The organism is Clostridium sartagoforme (assembly GCF_039521405.1).
In the GTDB taxonomy this organism is placed as follows: Bacteria; Bacillota; Clostridia; order Clostridiales; family Clostridiaceae; genus Clostridium; species Clostridium sartagoforme.
Genome location: NZ_BAAACH010000003.1, coordinates 146427 through 166643 on the forward strand (window position 1 = coordinate 146427; position 20217 = coordinate 166643).

Below are 20217 nucleotides of genomic sequence, written 5' to 3' on the forward strand. Positions count from 1 at the left end.
TCCCTAATCCCCTTTAACTAAATCTATTGGATTAAATCTTCTCAAACTCAATATTGGTATTATACTAATAAGGCTTACAATAACTATAACTGTTAATAAGTTTTTTAATATAATCTTAATAGTCAACAAATTACTGTCTGTTAAAAAAATTAAAATTAGAGATACAATTCCTGCAAAAACACTCATAAGTAATATCTCAAAAAATATTTCCTTTGATACTGTATTTAATGTTGCTCCTTGAGTTATTCTTATACCAAATTCTTTTTTCCTTTTATTTATTTCTCCAATCATAACTGATGAAACTCCCATTACAGATAATATTGTAAGAGCTAACCCTAATACACTTGCATTTACACTTGATTTCTCTAATACTTCTTTTGTTCTATTAACTTCGTCTTTCATATTTGTTATTTCAAGGCTAAACCCATCATCTTCTAATATAGGTAATAATGTATCAACAACCTTATCCATACTATTTGAATTAGGTACATTTACCCAAATTCCATATTGAGCCATTATTACTTTGTTACTTAGAAATAAAACATCATTTACTACTGGAGTTATTACAAAGGCATCTGAAAAAGTTACTCCATCCACGTACTTTCCCTTACTTCCCAACATCACCATATCATTATGATCATAAAACCCTATTACTTTATATTTTATATTTATTAATCCTCCATCTATATCTGGTACTGAATATTTAAATTCATCACCTATAGATATTTTATCCTTGTAGTCTAATCCTATTATCATAGGAATAGGCTCTTCTTTTGAGTTAATATTAAAATCACTAGATGTGAAGTTTCTTCCTTCCACTATATTTATTTTATACAAATTAAAGAATTCCTCATTTATATTAATCTCTGATGTATTTCTAATCAAAGTATTTTCATCTAAATTGTGATACTCTTCTGGTAAGTACTCCTTAGCAATATCACTTTTCCCAGCGCTACCCTCACTTGAAATTATAGGGTTTCCTCCACCCCCACAGTAGTAAATGAAATTATTAAATATTATTCCTTTATCTTTTAAATCCGTTAATGCATTATAACTCTTTTCTATTTTGTTAAAATCAGCTGATGTTATTATCTTATCTGATTTAGAATTTTTATTATCATATACTTTAGTTTCCACTAAATAAGTGTTCTCAAAATCAAATAACCTTTCAAGATTTTTAGGCTTATTTTCATTTTCTTGTTTTATTATTGAGCCTGTATTTAAAAGTGTTAGCCCTATAGATAATTGTAGTATAGTTAAAAAAGCTATTAATTTTATTCTCTTTAGGGATTTTAATGCATTTCCCATAATTATTCACCCCTTAATATTACTGACGGTCTAACTCCCGAAAGATAAAAAATAGATGGTAAAGTTATAATTACTGCCACTATAACTGTTAAAATCATTGAATATAAAATACCCTTTATGTTAATTGCCACACTAAGATTTTCTATATATCCTCCACTTATAATGAATACTATATAATGTATAGCAAAGGCTAAGATTAACGAAATAATACTTATATAAAACATTTCATTAAAAAATAACTTCATAAGTTGTTTGCTAGTACCTCCTACTGCTTTTCTTAAGGCTAACTCCTTCTTTCTACTTTCTACCCATAATGATGATAATGTTAAAGAATTAATTAATGTTATTATTACAATAAGAATTGAAGCTTTATATAAAGACTCTGCCTCAACCTTCCTATTTTCTTTCATATATGAAAATACTTCCAAATTATTTTTATTATCAATTTCCTTAATATATTTAGTTAGAATGTCAATACTTGAATTTATACTTTCTTCTTCTCCACTAATTATAATATTTAGATAAGGTGAATTAATCTTATTTTCACCCAAAAGTTTTATAAAACTATCATTAGGGACTATTATTCTTTTTGTTGTATCATAAAAACTACCTATTTTCTCAAACTCATATCTTTCACTACCATAGCCCATTAAACTTACCTCTTCTTCATTGAAAGCTGAAGATGCAATATATATATTATTTTGGGATAAGTAATCTTCACTATTAAATAAGTTACCCTCCTTAAGTTCTCCAACAGTTGAAAAACTCTTAATTATAAACTCACTTTCAATATAAGCCTCTGACTTGTTATCATAAAATCTTAAATCTACAGTTATTTCCTTATCCTTTATTAGACCTACAACATCAGAAATACTAATATCATTTTCTAACTTAAAAACTATTATTTTATTTTTATCTGGACTAAATTTATTAATTAGTTCTTCTTGATTTAATATAATAGAGTTACCTAACGAAAAAGTTATTATTGTAAAAGTAAATGCTAATATAAAAAACATATTGATACTTTTTCTTTTTAATAAAAATTTAAACACCTTATCCCCTCCTGTAAATATACTAACATTTATGTAATATATTTACAATACGGTGTTTGAATGTTATAATATTTTGTATATATTAACAATATTAATAATATATAATTATATGTAACAATAAAGGAGTGGTTAAATGAATAAAATTTCAAAATTCATAGCATTATCCTCATTATCCTCATTACTATTAACACCTTTAATTACAAAAGCTGTATTAGCAAATGAAATATCACCAATGGCCAATTATAGTATAAGGTCTACAGTTAATCTTTATAGTAACTATATGGAGGGTTCCATGGTATCTAACGGCCCCTCTAATGCTGGTGTATGGGTAGATAGTGAGATTGTAAATCCAACACCTACCGTTCTTAGATATGCAAAAAGCTTTACTTATGATAATAAATATCCTGCTGAAACATATGTTTATACTTCCTTTAGAGGTGATGGTTATGTAGAAAATGGCTGTATTCTTAATGGTAATTGGACATATGTAAGAAGAACCACAACTATAGGCTATTAAAAAAGAAATAAATCAGCATAATTAAAATTAAAATCAACCAACAATAAAACTATAATTTATTGTTGGTTGATTTTAATTTTGATTTATCTAATTTGTCCGTTTCCATAAATTATATATTTAATAGTTGTAAGCTCCTTAAGTCCCATTGGTCCTCTTGCATGTAATTTTTGAGTGCTTATTCCTATTTCTGCACCAAATCCAAATTCTCCACCATCCGTAAATCTTGTTGATGCATTAATATAAACCGCTGCCGCATTAACTTTGTTTAAGAACCTTTGAGAATTTTTATAGCTATTTGTTACTATTGCTTCTGAATGACCTGAGCCATATTTATTGATGTGAGATATTGCTTCATTAACATTACTCACAACCTTAATTCCAATAATATAATCTAAATATTCTGTGTACCAATCTTCTTCAGTTGCAAGCTTTGCATCCGCTATAAGATTCAAAACTTTTTTATCTCCTCTAATTTCAACAGAATAACTTTTAAGCTCTTCTACTATTTTAGGTAAATAACTTTCAACTAAATCTTCGTGAATAAGTAATTTTTCAGCTGCATTACAAACTGAAGGTCTTGAAACCTTAGCATTGATTATTATATTTTTAGCCATTTCAAATTCAGCAGTTTCATCAATATAAACATGACAGTTTCCTGTTCCTGTTTCAATTACTGGAACTGTAGCATTATTTACAACAGCTTTTATAAGTCCTGCTCCCCCCCTTGGAATTAAAACGTCTATATATTCATTTAACCTCATCATATCATTTGCAGCTTCTCTACTTGTATCTTCTACTAATTGAATTGAATGAAGAGGTAGACCAGATTCTTCAATTGCATTTGCTAAAGCCTTAACTACAGCTTTATTTGAATTTATGGCATCGCTGCCACCTTTTAAAATAACTGAATTTCCTGTTTTTACACATAGCGCAGCTGCATCTGAAGTTACATTAGGCCTAGCTTCATATATTATACCAATAACTCCAATTGGAACTCTCCTTTTTCCAATTTGAATTCCATTCGGTCTTTTCCACATTTCTATAACTTCTCCAACTGGATCTTCCAATGAAATTATGTCTAAAATACCCTTAGCCATACCTTCTATTCTTTCTTCATTTAATTTAAGCCTGTCAATCATAGCTTCTTTAGTACCTTTTTCTTTAGCTATTTTTATATCAATCTCATTTGCTTCTAATATTGACTTCTTATTTTCAATTAAAGCTTTTGCCATTAACTCTAAAGCTTTATTTTTTTCTGTAGTTTCAGCAATTGACAAATCATAAGATGCCTCTTTGGCTCTCCTACCTAACTCATAAATACTTAGCATTTCTATCTCTCCCTTGATTTTTATTTTTTAGTGAAAAGCGTTCCTATTTCTTCACCATTTAATATATTCAAAATTATCTTAGGTTCTTCTCCATTTGCAAGAACCATATTTACTCCTGATTCAGTTGCAACTTTAGCTGCTGAAAGTTTAGTTATCATTCCGCCAGTTCCAAGATTGCTTCCTGTACCGCCACAGCAAGCTTCTAGTTCTGGCGTTATATTTTTTATTTCTCTTATTAATTTTGAATCTGAATTTTTTCTAGGATCTGAATCGTAAAATCCATCTATATCTGATAATATTATTAAAAGATCAGCTTTAATTAATTTGGCTACTATTGCTGACAAATTATCATTATCTCCAAACCTAACTATGTTTTCTATTTCATCTATTGATACAGTATCATTTTCATTAACTATTGGTATTATTTGATTTTCTATTAGCGTCTCAAAAGTATTGCATACATTTTCTCTTATATGATCATCTTCAACCACATCTCTTGTTAATAGAACTTGCCCAACTGTATGACTATACTCTCCAAAGAACTTACTATATATATGCATTAATTCACATTGTCCAACTGCAGCAACTGCTTGTTTTTCTCTTATTGTTTTAGGTTTTTCCTTTAATTTTAATTTAGATACTCCTACTCCTATAGCCCCTGAAGTTACTAATACAACTTCTTTTCCACAATTCATAACATCAGATAATACTCTTGTAAGATTCTCTATCCTTGTTAAATTTATTTTTCCATTTTCATAAGTTAATGTGGAAGTTCCTACTTTAACTACAATTCTCTTAGCTTCTTTAAGCTGACTTCTAAAACTCATTTTTTAATCCCCCAATATTGTTTCTTTTTTTAATTATAAATTTTTTTGTATGTTTTTTCTATATAAATTGCCTTATTCTTTAAATTCCTTTATCTTTTCTTCTACTTCCTTATTAAAATACTTGAAAAATATCTTAATAACAACATATAGAGGTACTATTACAAAAGCTCCAATGGGTCCAACCAAACTTGCTGCTCCAACAACCAAAAATATATCTGTTATTGGATGTATATTCATGGTTCTTCCCATAATTAAAGGAACAATAATTCTTCCCTTAAGCGTCTGAGCTATAATAACTAATACAGATAATTTTATAAACATATGCCAACCTAGTGCTATTGCTATAATATATGGAATTATCATAGATATAAAAAATCCGATAAAGGGTATAAAAGCTAATACAAAAGTAATTGATGATAAAAGAAGTGGACTTGTCATTCCTATAAATCTATAACCTATGTATACCATTAAGGCTAATGAAAATGCTACTTTAGCTTGACCTACAATATATAATGATAAAGCTTCATCACTTTCTTCTACAAAATCACTAACCCTATCCTTATATTTCCTAGGAAATATATTTGCTATATTTTCTTTAATTTTATCCTCATCCTTAAGTAAATAAAAAACTATTAATATAATAAGTAAAATGTCAGAAAATAATTGCATTCCTTTGTCAAATATTCCTCTTAAACTACTAAATAATATTATCGAATATTTTTGTATATCTCCTAAAAATTTATTATAATAATCTAATTTTAATAAATCTCCTTTAATAATATCATCTACTCCATATAGAATTCCCTTTTCTTTCAATATATTTAAAAATATTATCTTCAGATTTGTAAATTGTTCAATAAAATAATCGCCAAAATACTTTATTATTCCAGATGCAATAAAAAAGAAAATTAATAAAGTTAAAGTTGCTGCTTTTCCATTTTTTATTTTCTTCTTTATAAATACTTTATTTAGCGGTTTTAATATGTAAAACAAGAACATTCCGAATATTATTGGTATAATAACTATAGAAAATATCACTTTTACAAAATTCTTTAATATGGCTATTTTACTTAATAATATTATCAATATAGTCAAAAGATTAAAAATAATTAAGTAGGTAATTATATTCTTCTTATGCATAAACCTTCTCCTTTGTTTAAATTAATTAAGTTTAGTTTATCCATAGAAGTAAATATTATTTAAAATAAAGCACTGTATTAGAATATAGAATTTAAAATAAAAAAACTCCAATAGGAGTTTTTTAAATGAATTCATATATTACTTTTGAAAACAGTAATATTATCACAAAAATCATTACAGGTTTTATAAACTTAATTCCATTTCTTATTGCTAGTTGAGCTCCTAGGTAATTTCCTAAAATTGCACATATAGCAGCTGGTATTCCTATTGAAAAATTAACTTTTCCATTTAATAGATATACTATTAAAGCAGCTAAATTTGATGCTAAATTTACCATCTTCGCATTACCTGATGATGTTATTATGCTAAATCCACAAACACTTGTAAATGCTAAAACTAAAAAAGTTCCGGTTCCTGGTCCAAAAAATCCATCATAAGCTCCAATTATTAAACCTATTACAAATGATAAAATATAAATCTTAGTTACTTTTAAATCTTTAGTATTATTTTCTTGTCCAAAATTTCTATTAAACAGCAGAAATACAGCAACTATTGGTAAAATTATTATTAATGAATACTTTAAATACTTTTCTTCTAATAGAACAACTAATTGCGCTCCAATCCATGATCCTATAAGTGCTCCTACTGCTGATATCATCGCAGGCTTTACCTTTATATTACCACTTTTAAAAAATTTAACTGATGCTACGCTTGTACCAATACAGTTTGCAAACTTATTAGTTCCATATGCAATATGTATTGGTACCCCTGCAAATATATATGCTGGCAAAGATATTAATCCACCCCCTCCTGCTACTGCATCTATAAATCCCGCAATAAATATCAATGGACAAATAATTAATAGAGTTGTACTATATGTCATTCTTCCTACGCCTTCCTTTTTTATATTAAGGTGTTTCTAATATATTATATAATTGATTAATATACCTTTAATTTATATATTTAATTTAATATATAAATATTATATAGTATTAAACTATATATACATAGACTAATACTATGTAGCTATAGCATATTTTCAAATATTTTATAAAAATTAATTATTCCATATCCTAATTGTGGATTAGGATATTTATCTCCTTGTCTTTGCATAGTTCCTCTACTTAAAAAAGTCTTTATACTCTGTGAATACATATAAGGATAATTCTTATTAATTATTCCCCATTCAAACAACAAAACACATGCACCAGCTCCTATAGCCGCTGCCAAACTACTTCCATTTATAATATCAATTCTATTATCTATACCCACTGTCATAGTATTAGATCCTCCTGCTGCAAAATCAATTGTATCTTCATATTTATCTCTAAAAGCCACTCCTGAATATGCCAATAAATTATTATTATTTTGATTATATGCAGCTACAGTAATAATGAACGGTGAATCTCCTGGTATGGTTATAGTACCATATTGATTGCTTGACATAAATCTTGTCCCCTGAAGGGTTAATCCTTTTTGTAACAACCACGCATTATATGTTGCCATCTTACCAAGCCTTAATCTAATAGCAATTTTCCATATACCTGGTTGTATATCCTTAAAATATATTCTTATTAATTGATCTCCTGTATATTCCTCTGGAACATTGTAATATATGAATGCTGTTGTCTGCTCAAATATAAAAGAATGTTTTTTATTTATATTTAATATAGCTGGAATAAATCCAGTATCTGCACCTGATGGAGCTATTATATTAATTTCAATTACATTAGGTAAATCAACCCAAACTTCCATTGATAAAAATTTTTGTCCTTTTTCTACTATCATTTCTATTGATTCATACTCATTTTTATTTTTAATAAGCCCTGATGTATGAAGATCTTGTATCCCTTCATTTCCACTTCCTGTCACAATAACAAGTCCAATATTTCTAGATATTGATGCTATATAATTATCTAAAACATGATCTCCCCTATGATTACCACTATTAGTTCCTAAAGGTAGTAATATAACCATTGGTTTACCTTCTGATATACTGTAATTTTTTAAATACTCTATAGCCATAAAAATTGATGTAATATTATATACCGGAATGTCAACTTCATAAGCCCTTTTTATGAAATTGGACTGTACCAATTTTACAATCACCAGTTCACATTCAGGTGCTACGCCTTTTAAGTTTGGATTTTTACCTGTTGCTCCAACTATTCCTGCCACATTAGTTCCATGCCCAATTTTATCTTTGCTTGGAACTATATCATATGGATTTTCTCCGTTATTATATGCATCTATGGCATTATTTATTTGGTCCTTCTTATATACAGTTCCTAAAACTATGTTATTAATTTGGGTATTAGATCCTATGCTTTGATCCCATATCTCACTTATTCTAGTTTTTCCATGAATATCTTTAAATTCATCACTTAAATAATCTATTCCAGTATCTATTATTCCAACTACTACACCTTTTCCTCTTAAATTTAAAGGTAATTCAACTTGCAATATACCTACTTGTGATGCTTCAATAGCTGATATTGCTTGAAGGGTATAAACTTCAGGTGGCAATACATAAACTATTTCAAAATTACTTGATTTATAAAAATCATTTATCAAATTAAGTATTTCCATAGTATTGGCTATATCTTTTATAAGGCTTGATTTAATATAAACAGAAGCATAATCGTCATTAATTATTATCACATAAATTCCTGGATTGTTTAGTAACATTTCATTAAACTCTCCTATATATTCAACTAAATAACTTATATAATTTTCACTTCCAAATATATATTCTGGAACTATTGTAATATTATTTTCCATCAATACCTCCTACTCATTATTTATAATATCATTTGGAATCCTAACAAATAAGTTTCCAATTAAATATTCAATATCATTATTAATCCTATAATTACCACCAAGTATTTTGAAAATTTCTTGTAAATTTAATTTTCCGTAACCTAAAGATTCATTAGGATACTCGTACATACTATCTCTATCTGCTGCATATATTAATAAGCTCCTGAGCTTGATCGAGTACATAGATAAATCATTTCCATCTGATATAGCCCATTGAATTAGTAAAGCACATACACCTACAACTATTGCAGTTGCCGCTGAACTTCCACTTACCTTAGTTACCTTATCAGAACCTGCTGATATAGTTAATATATTTATCCCCTCCGTAGCTATGTCTGGATTAATTAACCCATTTGTATTAAATCCCCTTCCAGATGAAGAAACCAGACTATTATTTGTTCCATCATAATAAGATACTGTTATTAAGTTTTTAGCCATAGAAGGTATAGTTAATGTATTATCTGGATTTGAATTTAAAAATTTTGTACCATTTGGTAAAAGATGTTTATCTGGCAACCATATGTCATATCTACCATTTGCTATATATTGTCCTCTCATCTTTATCATCCAAATTCCTGGTTTTATATCAGTAAAATTCAGTATGAATACTTGATGCCCAGTATAGCTTTCTGGATCATAGCATATTATTTCAACTTTAGTATTTATTAAATAAAAAGCCCTATTATCCTTTGATTTAATATTAGGATTAATAAATCCAGACTCTTCTCCACTTGGTGCTATTATATTTAATGCCATCTTATTTGGCCTTTGAATCCAAACATGTAAAGTAAATATTTTCATTTCTTTAGCCATTAATAACTCTGTAGTTTTAATTTCTCCATTGTTTGATATAAAATTAGTAGCATGCCCCTCATCATTTCCTGCATTACCAGTACCATTTACAAACACTATATCCCGTTTTCTTGCAATTGATGTTATAAATCTGCTTGTGATATTATATCCATCATGGCTACCATTATAACTGCCAACCCCTAAATATAATATTATTGGCCTTCTTAATTTATATGCTGATCTTCTTAAATACTCAATTGAGGATAATACTTCAGAACTATTATAAGCAGGTATAATAGGTAAATTATTTTCTCTTAATATTTTTTGGTAATTAGGAGATGGTAATAGTTTTACTATTATAAATTCACAATCATTAGCAACACCTTCTATATCAGGGTTATATCCTCGCGCTCCTATTATTCCTGCCATGCTAGTTCCATGCCCTACTTCATCTTTGCTTGGTACTATTTCATATGGATCTAATCCTTTCTTGCTATTAGCAATTGCTCTATTTATATCATCATTAGAATATTCAGAACCTATATATACATTACCTTTTGTATTTTTAGTCACTGTCTGATCCCATATTTTAATTATTCTCGATGTCCCATCTTCCCTTATAAACTCCTTATTTAAATAATCTATTCCAGTATCAATTATACCTATTGTTACACCTTTGCCTGTTAAGTTTAAATAAGGGTTAATTTTTATGTTATATATACTATCTATATTTACTGGAGGTATATCTTGTAATACATATATTCCTCTTGTCTCCACAAAAGCAATTGAAGGTACATCATTTCTTAATCTATCTAAATTTTTTTCACTTACAGATACAACTGCTAGATTTTCTGTAATTATATCTCCACAAGCATAATCAACTTTATCAATTTCATCTTTAAAATTACCCCTATATTCAACTACATATCCAGGAGAATTTTCATCTAAATAGTTTTTACATCCAACAGTATTTTCCATACATATCCTCTCAAAGAAATTAATAATATATCATATGTGCTTTTTATCATATCGCTTATAATTTATATATTTATTATTTTAAATTCAACACTCTATATTTTTTAATTCTATTCACTCTATTCTTTTTAATTCCAATTCGTAAATAACATACAAAATTTGTAAAATACTGTTAATCGTTCGACTTTTTATTTAAATGTATTGCTATTAATTTACTAATAGTTTATATTGTAAATAAATGGTGTGTTCCATTTATTGTAAAGGAGGTGATATCGTTACCTTCGATGAAATACTAAGCATCATCGCTTATTATTTATTAACCTTTTTGTTCCTAAAAAACTCATTGTCACTTCAATCAATATAGGAACTAATAAACACTTCAGACAAATCCTAATAAATTACATTTAATATGTTCCATTTAGTATCCAAGTACTTTATTGGAATATCTAACAAACTCTTTTATAAACATTTCTTAGTGTATAAAATGCGCATTTTGTATACTAATTAAAGTGTTCTTAAGTTTTTAATAAACACCTGATTTTTTCCTTTTAGATGTACAAATGTTTAAAGTGAGTCTCTTATTTTTATAAAAATACCTAACTTACTTTAAATCTAATATCAAATTATTAGATATTTACCTACTCCAAAAAGATCCTCATTCAATATACAGATGAGAATAAATAAATATATTGTTAGGAGGTAAATATAATTGAAGAAAAACTTTCTTAAAAAAGTTATTTGCACACTTTTGATAGCTTTCGTTACACTTACATCTACTTCATTTATTACTAAGGCAGCTACAAATGTTGGTAGTTATAATGCTGGTATTGGAATAAAAAACTGGCCTGTCCAAGTTAATGCTCCCTATGTTGATATGGTTGGCTGGGTAACTAAAAATGGATATTATATGGGGAATGATGGCGGAGGAGCTGCTAATCTTAAAAAGCTATCAGATGAAACTGGCATAAAATACTTTAACTTAGCTTTTATACAATCAACTGGTAGTGTTACAAATGGAAAAATTAATTGGGGCTGGGGAGGATATTCTGTTTTAAGCGAAGGTAAAAATGATAGTCAATACAACGGAATAAAACAGTCTCTAAAAGACCTAAGAGCAATTGGTGGTGATGCAGCTATATCCTTTGGTGGTGCTGGTGGAACTGCATTTTGGCAAACTTCTCAAGATGTTAATGTTCTTTATAATACCTATTTAGAAATAGTGAATGGATATGCATTAACAAGAATAGATCTTGATGTTGAAGGCGGAGCCCAAAATAAACAAAGCAATATTGCTAATGCAAAGGCTGTAAAGATGTTACAAGATACTACAGGAGTAGAAGTGACATTAACCGTTCCTGTTTTACCATCTGGTTTAACTCAAACTCAAATAGATTTATTAGATGCCTATTTATCTAATAATGTTACTCTAAAATATATAAATATAATGGCTATGTGCTATGGAAGTGGTACTTTGCTACCTGGAGAAAATTATGGCACAGCCTCAATGCGAGCAATAGACTCAACAAAGAATCAAATAAAAGAAGCTTACCAAAAATTTGCTAATACTACTTTATCTGATTCTGAGGCTTATTCAAAAATTGGTGCTACAGTATCTGTAGGATATGAAAGCTCTTCAGATCCTATATTTACTCCAGCATGGTCTCAATTAGTAGTTGACCATGCTAAATCTAAAAATATTGGAATGACCTCTTATTGGTCACTAAATAGAGATTCTCAAATAGAAAGTAATCAAGGAATAACTTCTCAGTATGAACATTCAAAGATATTTTCTAAATTTGGTTCACCAGCAATTCCTAGCGATAATACTGCTCCAGTGATTAGCGGTGTTACAGATAAACAAATTAATATTGGAGCTACATTTAGCCCTCTAGCAGGAGTTACTGCATCTGACAAAGAAGATGGTGATTTAACTAATAAGATTATTGTTACTGGCTTAGTTGATACATCTAAAGCTGGAATCTACAATGTAAACTATACAGTTTCTGATAGTAAAGGCTTATCAACTACTGTAAGTTCTAAAATAACAGTAATCGATTCTTCAGTTCAGACATACAGTTCAACTAAGGTATATGTAGCTGGAGATATAGTTTTATACAATGGAGTTATGTATAAAGCTAAATGGTGGACTCAAGGAGAAACCCCTGGTGCAGCTCAATGGGGCCCATGGGAAAAAATAAATTAAATAAGATTGGAAATTTATTTGTAAAGGGGATTTAATATTATGATAAGGAAAAAACTTTATAAAAAATCAAAGCCTATTGTTGCATTAACAGCAATAGCAGCAATGCTTATAACAGGTGTTACTCCAGTTAGGGCTACTGTTAATAAAACTACCGATTTTGCACCTAATGCAGTTCAACAATCTACTCAAAAGTATCGTAATGTAATGTATTATGGAGACTGGTCAATTTGGGGAGGTCAAGGCAACTTCTATCCTAAGGATATTCCTGCTGATCAATTAACTCACCTTAATTTTGCATTTGTAGATTTTGATGCACAAGGTGTTTTAAAATTCACTGATAAAGATGCTGCTACTGGTCATCCTTTAGGAAATGCTGGCGTAACCTATGGAGATGTAAATGGCGGTATTCTAAATGCATTTCAAGTATTAAAAAGTGAAAATCCTAACCTAAAAATAGGAGTATCTTTAGGTGGCTGGTCTAAATCAGGTGACTTCTCAGTTATAGCTGCTAATCCATCAGTAAGAGCAAGCTTTGTAAAAAATGTTATGGCATTTATTAAATATACTAATATGGATTTTGTTGATATAGATTGGGAGTATCCAGCTAGCCTTAGAGATCCAGATAAAGTTGATAATACTAACGACGAAGGAACTACTAAAGCAACTCCTGCTGACAAAGAAAACTTCATAATTTTATTGCAAGATTTAAAGAATGCTTTAAATAAACAAGGTGCTGAGCTTGGAAAAACTTATGAACTTTCAGTTGCTATCCCTGCTGGTAAAGCTAAAGTTGATGAAGGAATAGATGTAGCAAAATTATTTAATGTAGTTGATTTTGCAAATATTATGACTTACGATATGGCTGGTGCATGGAGTACAGTTAGCGGTCATCAAACAGCACTTTACACTAATCCTAATTCTCCATTTAAAGGAGAATGCCTTTCTGTTGATGAAAGCGTTAATTATTATATTGCAAATGGAGCTAAACCAGAAAAAATAGTTATTGGAGCAGCTTATTATACACGTGGCTGGGAAAAAGTAAGCAATAATGGACCAGATGCTTCTAATCCTGGGTTGTTTGGAACAGCTGCAGTTGTTAATAAAGATGCAGACCTTACTCCAACTCCAGGAGCTCTTAATGAAGCTCCTATAAAAAATGGTGAAGGTGGTCGTGCTGGTGGAGTATGGTCATACAATGCTCTTAACCAACTAAAATCAAAATATACTGGCCTAAAAGAATATTGGGACGATAGTGCTAAAGCTCCTTATTTATATAATGAAACAACAGGTGCATTCTTTACCTACGATAATGCAAGATCAATACAAGAAAAAGTTAAATATGTTAAAGAGCATAACTTAGGTGGAATGATTGCTTGGATGGCTTCACAAGATGCTAAAACAACATCTACTAAACATGATGAACTTACAAAAGTAACCAAGGAAGCATTATTTGGATCCGTCAGTCTAGACAACTATACCATAACTTATAATAAGCTTAATGTGACTTCTAAATTAACTACAAGTAAACCTGCATGGGGAAGCGGTAGCGTGATAAATTTAAGCTTTACAAATAATGAAAAGCTAATTGAATCTGGAGAAGTTCTTAGTTCTGTTGAAACTGCAGCTAAAACTTTAAAAAATGTAAAGCTTTATATTAAGACAAATGGTATTACTATAACAGGTGCTCAATATCCAAGTCCTGCAGTTAAGCAAGAAAACGGATATTACGTAATAGACTTTTCTGGATCATATGATGGAAAGCTTATGAAACCTGGTCAAACAGTATCTTTTGATTTAAACATTGCTGAATCTATAGATAACCTAAATGGTTTAGTAAGTGTTGAATTATCACAAAGAATGTATTCAACATCTCCTGAAATGGGAAGACAATTTATTTATGGTAACGCAACATCTCCAGAAGATAATACTTCTCCAGTAATTAATGGGGCTACTAATAAACAAATATACATTGGCGATTCTTTTAATCCTTTAGCTGGTATAACTGCCTCTGATAAAGAAGATGGTGATTTAACAAATAAAATAATTGTTTCTGGTACTGTTGATACAACTAAAGCTGGAACTTACAATTTAACTTATTCAGTTACTGATAGTAAAGGTTTAAGTGCTACTGCTAAAGCAACAATCACAGTAGTTGATAATACAATTCCTGAAATACCAACCTATAGCCCAACCAAAGCTTATGTAGCTGGCGATGTTGTTATGTATAACGGTGTTAAATATAGAGCTAAATGGTGGACACAAGGTGAAACTCCTGGTGCAAGTCAATGGGGTGCTTGGGAAAAGATTAGTTAGTATACCTAGATATTTATAATTTGAAGATGGCTAACCTTATTTGTTAGCCACTTCTATCAACTTTTTAAATTAGTATTATGGAGGTAAAATATGAAAAAGATCAAAATTAAGCGAATAGTAACTGGAATAACACTTTCACTATTTACACTTTTTAATATATCAATACAACCTCAAGCTGCTGTGGTAAATAATAACGAAAATATAACACCAACAGCTTCTGATCTTAATGATACAGATTTAAGTAGAAAAGTAATTGGATATTTTCCTGAATGGGCATATAAAAGTGAATCCCAAGGATACTTTGATGCTGCTGATTTACAATGGCAATCCTTAACTCACATTCAGTATTCCTTTGGAATGATTGATCCGACCACTAATAAAATAACACTTGGAGATAAGCATGCAGCTATTGAAGAAACATTTGCAGACCATCCATTAACTCACAATGGTAAGGCTGTTACTCTTGATCCAACTCTCCCATATAAAGGACACTTTAATGTTCTTCAAACAATGAAAAAACAATATCCAGACGTAAAGCTATTAATGTCTGTTGGAGGATGGGCTGGTAGTAGAGGTTTTTATACAATGCTGGATACTGATCAAGATATAAATACTTTTGCTGATTCATGCGTTGAATTTATAAGAAAGTACAACTTTGATGGTATAGATATAGACTTCGAATATCCATCTGCAACATCAACTTCAGGTAATCCAGCTGATCAAGATTTAGCTGAACCTAGAAGAGGCAAGCTAAACGAAAGATATAATCTATTAATGAAGACATTAAGAGAAAAGCTTGATTCTGCTGGAAAGCAAGATGGTAAGAAATATCTTGAAACAGCTGCAGTAACTGCATCTTCATGGGTTCTTGGCGGAATGACTGATAATTCCTATGCTCAATATTTAGATTTTCTTAGTGTAATGTCTTATGACTTCCACGGTGGTTGGAATGAGTTTGTCGAAAACTTAGCTAATATATATCCTGATCCAGCTGATAGAGAAACTATACAAATGGCCATGCCTACATTAAATATGGATTGGGCTTATAAATACTATAGAGGAGTATTACCTCCTGAAAAAATAATTATGGGAATCCCTTACTATACAAGAGGATGGGAAAATGTACAAGGTGGAACTAATGGATTACACGGTTCTAGTAGAACACCTGCTACTGGAATATACAATGTTTGGGGAGATGACGTAGATAATAATGGTGTCTTAGACCCTGCAGGCGCAAACCCATTGTGGCATGTATTAAACTTAATGGAAAGTGATCCAAACCTAAAAGTTTATTTTGATGAAGTTGGTGGAGTTCCATACGTTTGGCAGAATGAAAAGAAAGTATTCCTATCTTTTGAAAATGAAAAGTCAATAGATAAAAGAGTAGAATATATTAAAAATAAAAACTTAGGTGGAGCACTAATATGGGTAATGAATGGAGACTTTGGTTCAAATCCTAATTATAAACCAGGCTCTACTAATATAAATGAAGGAAAATATACTTTTGGAGATACTTTAACAAGTAGATTAAAATCTGGCTTAGACTCAATAGGTAATTGTAAAGTAACCGATGATTCCATTCCTGGATTATCTCAAACTGATGTAGAGGTTATATTTGGAGGAAAATATGATCATCCAAATTACACTTATGATATCAAAGTTACAAATAAAACAGACAAGGCAATAGATAAGGGCTGGAAGGTAAGTTTTGATTTACCTAAATCAGCAATATTTGCTCAACCTCAAGGCGGAACTGCAACAATTGAAGATATTGGAGACTTTAATAGAGTTACAATAACATCATCAGGATGGCAAAATCTTGAAGTTGGAGAAACTGCTTCATTAGCAGGATCAATTAAACTATGCTTTGGAGGAGTTAAAAACTTAACCTTTAATGGAATGAACCCATCTAACGTGCCTGTAAATGGAAACTTCGCTCCAACATTAAAAGGTATTTCAAATGCTTCAATAAATTTAGGTGATTCATTTAATCCTTTGGCAGGCATTACTGCCTCTGACAAGGAAGATGGTGATTTAACTAATAAAATAATTGTTTCTGGCACAGTTGATACAACTAAAGCTGGAAGTTACAATTTAACTTATTCAGTTACTGATAGTAAGGGGTTAGTAACTACTGCTAAAGTAACAATCACAGTAGTTGATAATACAAATCCTGAAGTCCCAACCTATAGCCCAACCAAGACTTATGTAGCTGGCGACGTTGTTATGTATAACGGTATTAAATATAGAGCTAAATGGTGGACACAAGGTGAAACTCCTGGCACAAACCAATGGGGTGCTTGGGAAAAAATTAACTAATTTAATACTAAAACCTTTCTATAGTAACATTAACTAAATTATAAAAACTTAATAATCATATCTAAAAAAGACAATAGAAAATTTTATAGTTTAAAATTTTCTATTGTCCTCTTCTTTGTATTAAATATTTGTTTTGGGTTATTACTTAATAGTCAAATTCATTAACCTAGTTAAATCCAAGCCTTGAATACTATTTACTATTGCTCCTGATATATCATTTATTTCAACATCTATACCTGTAATCTCACAAGTAGTTAAATCTACTTTATTTAATGATGTTTTGCTAAAATATGCATTGGTTAAATCAGTATTATTAAAACTAACCTTTTCTAACTTTACCTGTTGAAATATACCTTCTTTAAAATTACATTCTTCTACACTTACATTTTTTAACTTTGAATAAGATAAGTTTATATATTTTCCAATATTCTCGTGAAATTTTACATCCTTTATATTACACTCATCTAATTTTGCTCCAAGTAGCTTACAATTAATAAATTCTACTCTATGTATGCTCCCATCACCTAAGTCAATATTAGATAAATCACAATTTTCAAATATTGCATCTAATAAATCTATATTTCTAAGTGAAGCGTTTTCAAATATAACATTCTTAAATATACAAGAGTCTATTGTAATTCCCTTACTCATCATATTTTCTATTGTTATATTTTCTACTACCTTATTTTGAATTTTATCTGCTTCAATTATTTCTTCTGTAATATCTATTACTTCTTCAAGCTCATCTAGAAACTTAGGCTTTTGAATCTTACTGCTTTTCATAATAAATTACTCACCACACCTTTATTAATTTGATAAAATATATTTTGCTTATTATCCTTCATAGATTTAATATTTATATTAAATTTATTTTTATCATACATTATAACCCTAATTCCTTAAAATTACCATTTTTATATTGAATAAGTTTTTTCTAATTTATTATAATAAATTCTATTGACTCCAACCTTAGGTCTGACTTTATACTGAAAACGAGGTGAGAAAAATGCTATATACAGTTAAAGAGGTTGCAAGGTTATCCGGAACAACAATAAAAACTCTTTATCACTATCAAAAAATAGGATTATTACTACCACAAGAGATAACTCAAAATGGTTATAGATATTATGGTGATAAAGAACTTGAAAAACTACAACAAATATTGTTTTATAAAGAGTTAGACTTTTCATTAGAAAAGATAAAAGTTTCTTTAGAAAGTGAACCAAATAGGTTAATGATCCTATATGAACAACAAAAGCTACTTGAAGCACGTCAAAAAAAGTTGACTAATATTTTACAAACAATAAATAAAACAATAGAGTATGAAAGGAATGGTAAGAGTATGAATAAGGAAAATATGTTTACAGGTTTAAATAAGGAAGATTGGACAGTTATCTTTAAAGATCAAAATAAACATTTAGAAAATAAATATAATATAGAATTAAATACAGATGAAATAAATACTAATGAAATGAATAAAAAGGCAGCTGAAGCTACTAAGTTTATGGATTTCATGGCTAATTCACTAAAAAATAATTTAAGTCCTAATGATGGTAAGATAATGGAAGCCATTAAAAATCATATTAATTTCTTAAAAAATGATATAGAAATTGATAAAGACGGCTTTGTAGCACAATCACGATTCTTTTTATCTGATGAATTTCATCGCGAAATGCTAGAAAATATACAAACTGGATTAAGTTACTTTATTTGTATCGCAGCTGAGCACTATGCTTCTTTATAGAATATTTTTCTAAAAATATTTAATGACTTCTCTCATATAATGACATATGTCATATCCAAATTAATATAAATACTGTAATTTAATTATAAGGTTATGACAGTTTATTATATAAGCAATACGCTTAGTAAATATTAATTATATGGGGGTTAATATGAAATACGAACTTATATTATTTGATGCAGATGAAACCTTATTTGATTTTAGAAAATCTGAAAAATATGCTTTTGAGAACTCTATGTGTGAGTTTAATTTAAGCTATAATGAAGATTATCATTTAAAAATTTATTCAGATATAAACGCTAAATTATGGAAAGAATTTGAAGAAGGCAGTATTTCCCAAGAAATGTTAAAAGTCGAGAGATTTAAAAGATTATCAAATAAACTTGGGATATATTTTAATGAAGTAGATTTTGCTAGAGCTTACATGAATCATTTATCTGATGCTTCTTTTTTATATAATGAAAGTGTTCAGTTAATTGAAGATATAAGCAAAAACCATAGACTTGCTATAATTACTAATGGATTAAAAGAAGTTCAAAATAAAAGAGTTGGAAAATCTATTATTTCTAATTATTTTGAAACTATAGCTATATCAGAAGAATTACAAGTAGCTAAACCAGATCCAAAAATATTTGAAATTACCTTAAGTTCTATTAATTATACTGATAAAAGTAAAGTTTTAATGGTTGGAGATAGCTTAACCTCAGATATACAAGGTGGTATAAACTTCGGTATAGATACTTGTTGGTATAACCCTAATAAAAGTACTAATAAATCAAAGATTACACCTACTTATGAAATTAATTGCTTAATGGATTTAAAAAGCATTTTAGATTAAATAGTTAATAATAATCCCTAAAAAAAAGTATATTAATAGAT

The 20217-nt window shown here is 29.1% G+C and carries 15 protein-coding genes; 6 read left to right on the forward strand and 9 right to left on the reverse strand.

The features are described from left to right. Positions 1-3 precede the first annotated feature (3 nt). Both ABDZ60_RS01450 and ABDZ60_RS01455 read right to left on the reverse strand, forming a co-directional pair. The gene (locus tag ABDZ60_RS01450; protein ID WP_016206955.1) at positions 4-1308 is read right to left on the reverse strand and encodes an ABC transporter permease; all 1305 of its coding nucleotides are present in this window, start codon (positions 1306-1308) and stop codon (positions 4-6) included. A gap of 2 nt (positions 1309-1310) precedes the next feature. Further along, positions 1311-2360 carry an ABC transporter permease gene (locus ABDZ60_RS01455; RefSeq protein ID WP_046999896.1) on the reverse strand — a complete coding sequence of 350 codons (1050 nt, stop codon included), beginning with the start codon at positions 2358-2360 and terminating at the stop codon, positions 1311-1313. A 133-nt stretch (positions 2361-2493) separates the two neighbouring features. Between ABDZ60_RS01455 and ABDZ60_RS01460 the strand changes: the two genes are divergently transcribed. After that, positions 2494-2877: a hypothetical protein gene (locus ABDZ60_RS01460; RefSeq protein WP_046999895.1), complete on the forward strand. Its 384-nt coding sequence runs from the start codon at positions 2494-2496 to the stop codon at positions 2875-2877. Positions 2878-2960: 83 nt separating this feature from the next. On the opposite strand, the gene ABDZ60_RS01465 is transcribed toward ABDZ60_RS01460, so the two are convergent. The 6 genes from ABDZ60_RS01465 to ABDZ60_RS01490 all read right to left on the reverse strand — a co-directional run bounded on the left by ABDZ60_RS01465 (position 2961) and on the right by ABDZ60_RS01490 (position 10762). Continuing rightward, positions 2961-4205 (reverse strand): glutamate-5-semialdehyde dehydrogenase, encoded by a 1245-nt coding sequence (locus ABDZ60_RS01465; protein WP_343775249.1) that lies wholly within the window; start codon positions 4203-4205, stop codon positions 2961-2963. A gap of 20 nt (positions 4206-4225) precedes the next feature. Beyond that, positions 4226-5032, reverse strand: coding sequence for a glutamate 5-kinase (gene proB, locus ABDZ60_RS01470; protein WP_343775251.1), 807 nt, complete (start codon positions 5030-5032; stop codon positions 4226-4228). Positions 5033-5104: 72 nt separating this feature from the next. Continuing rightward, complete coding sequence (locus ABDZ60_RS01475; protein ID WP_343775253.1) at positions 5105-6172, reverse strand: AI-2E family transporter; 1068 nt, start codon at positions 6170-6172, stop codon at positions 5105-5107. Positions 6173-6293: 121 nt separating this feature from the next. Continuing rightward, the gene (locus ABDZ60_RS01480) at positions 6294-7055 is read right to left on the reverse strand and encodes a sulfite exporter TauE/SafE family protein (protein WP_343775255.1); all 762 of its coding nucleotides are present in this window, start codon (positions 7053-7055) and stop codon (positions 6294-6296) included. Positions 7056-7198: 143 nt separating this feature from the next. Next, positions 7199-8953: a S8 family peptidase gene (locus ABDZ60_RS01485; protein WP_343775258.1), complete on the reverse strand. Its 1755-nt coding sequence runs from the start codon at positions 8951-8953 to the stop codon at positions 7199-7201. 9 nt (positions 8954-8962) lie between these two features. Next, positions 8963-10762 (reverse strand): S8 family peptidase, encoded by a 1800-nt coding sequence (locus tag ABDZ60_RS01490; protein ID WP_343775261.1) that lies wholly within the window; start codon positions 10760-10762, stop codon positions 8963-8965. Between the two features lie 706 nt (positions 10763-11468). On the opposite strand from ABDZ60_RS01490, the gene ABDZ60_RS01495 reads away from it, so the two are divergent. The 3 genes from ABDZ60_RS01495 to ABDZ60_RS01505 all read left to right on the forward strand — a co-directional run bounded on the left by ABDZ60_RS01495 (position 11469) and on the right by ABDZ60_RS01505 (position 17594). Beyond that, a complete protein-coding gene (locus ABDZ60_RS01495) occupies positions 11469-12962 on the forward strand; it encodes an immunoglobulin-like domain-containing protein (protein WP_343775264.1) in 1494 nt (497 codons plus the stop codon). A gap of 39 nt (positions 12963-13001) precedes the next feature. Beyond that, positions 13002-15275, forward strand: a complete 2274-nt coding sequence (locus tag ABDZ60_RS01500) for a glycosyl hydrolase family 18 protein (protein ID WP_343775267.1) — start codon at positions 13002-13004, stop codon at positions 15273-15275. A gap of 90 nt (positions 15276-15365) precedes the next feature. Continuing rightward, positions 15366-17594, forward strand: a complete 2229-nt coding sequence (locus tag ABDZ60_RS01505; protein ID WP_343775270.1) for a glycosyl hydrolase family 18 protein — start codon at positions 15366-15368, stop codon at positions 17592-17594. A gap of 141 nt (positions 17595-17735) precedes the next feature. Here the strand turns inward: ABDZ60_RS01505 and ABDZ60_RS01510 are convergent, their stop codons facing one another. Next, positions 17736-18377 (reverse strand): pentapeptide repeat-containing protein, encoded by a 642-nt coding sequence (locus ABDZ60_RS01510; RefSeq protein WP_343775273.1) that lies wholly within the window; start codon positions 18375-18377, stop codon positions 17736-17738. A 223-nt stretch (positions 18378-18600) separates the two neighbouring features. On the opposite strand from ABDZ60_RS01510, the gene ABDZ60_RS01515 reads away from it, so the two are divergent. Further along, the gene (locus ABDZ60_RS01515) at positions 18601-19338 is read left to right on the forward strand and encodes a MerR family transcriptional regulator (protein WP_343775276.1); all 738 of its coding nucleotides are present in this window, start codon (positions 18601-18603) and stop codon (positions 19336-19338) included. A 151-nt stretch (positions 19339-19489) separates the two neighbouring features. Continuing rightward, entirely contained in the window at positions 19490-20176 is a 687-nt protein-coding gene (locus ABDZ60_RS01520; protein WP_343775279.1) for a YjjG family noncanonical pyrimidine nucleotidase, read from the forward strand. Positions 20177-20217 lie beyond the last annotated feature (41 nt).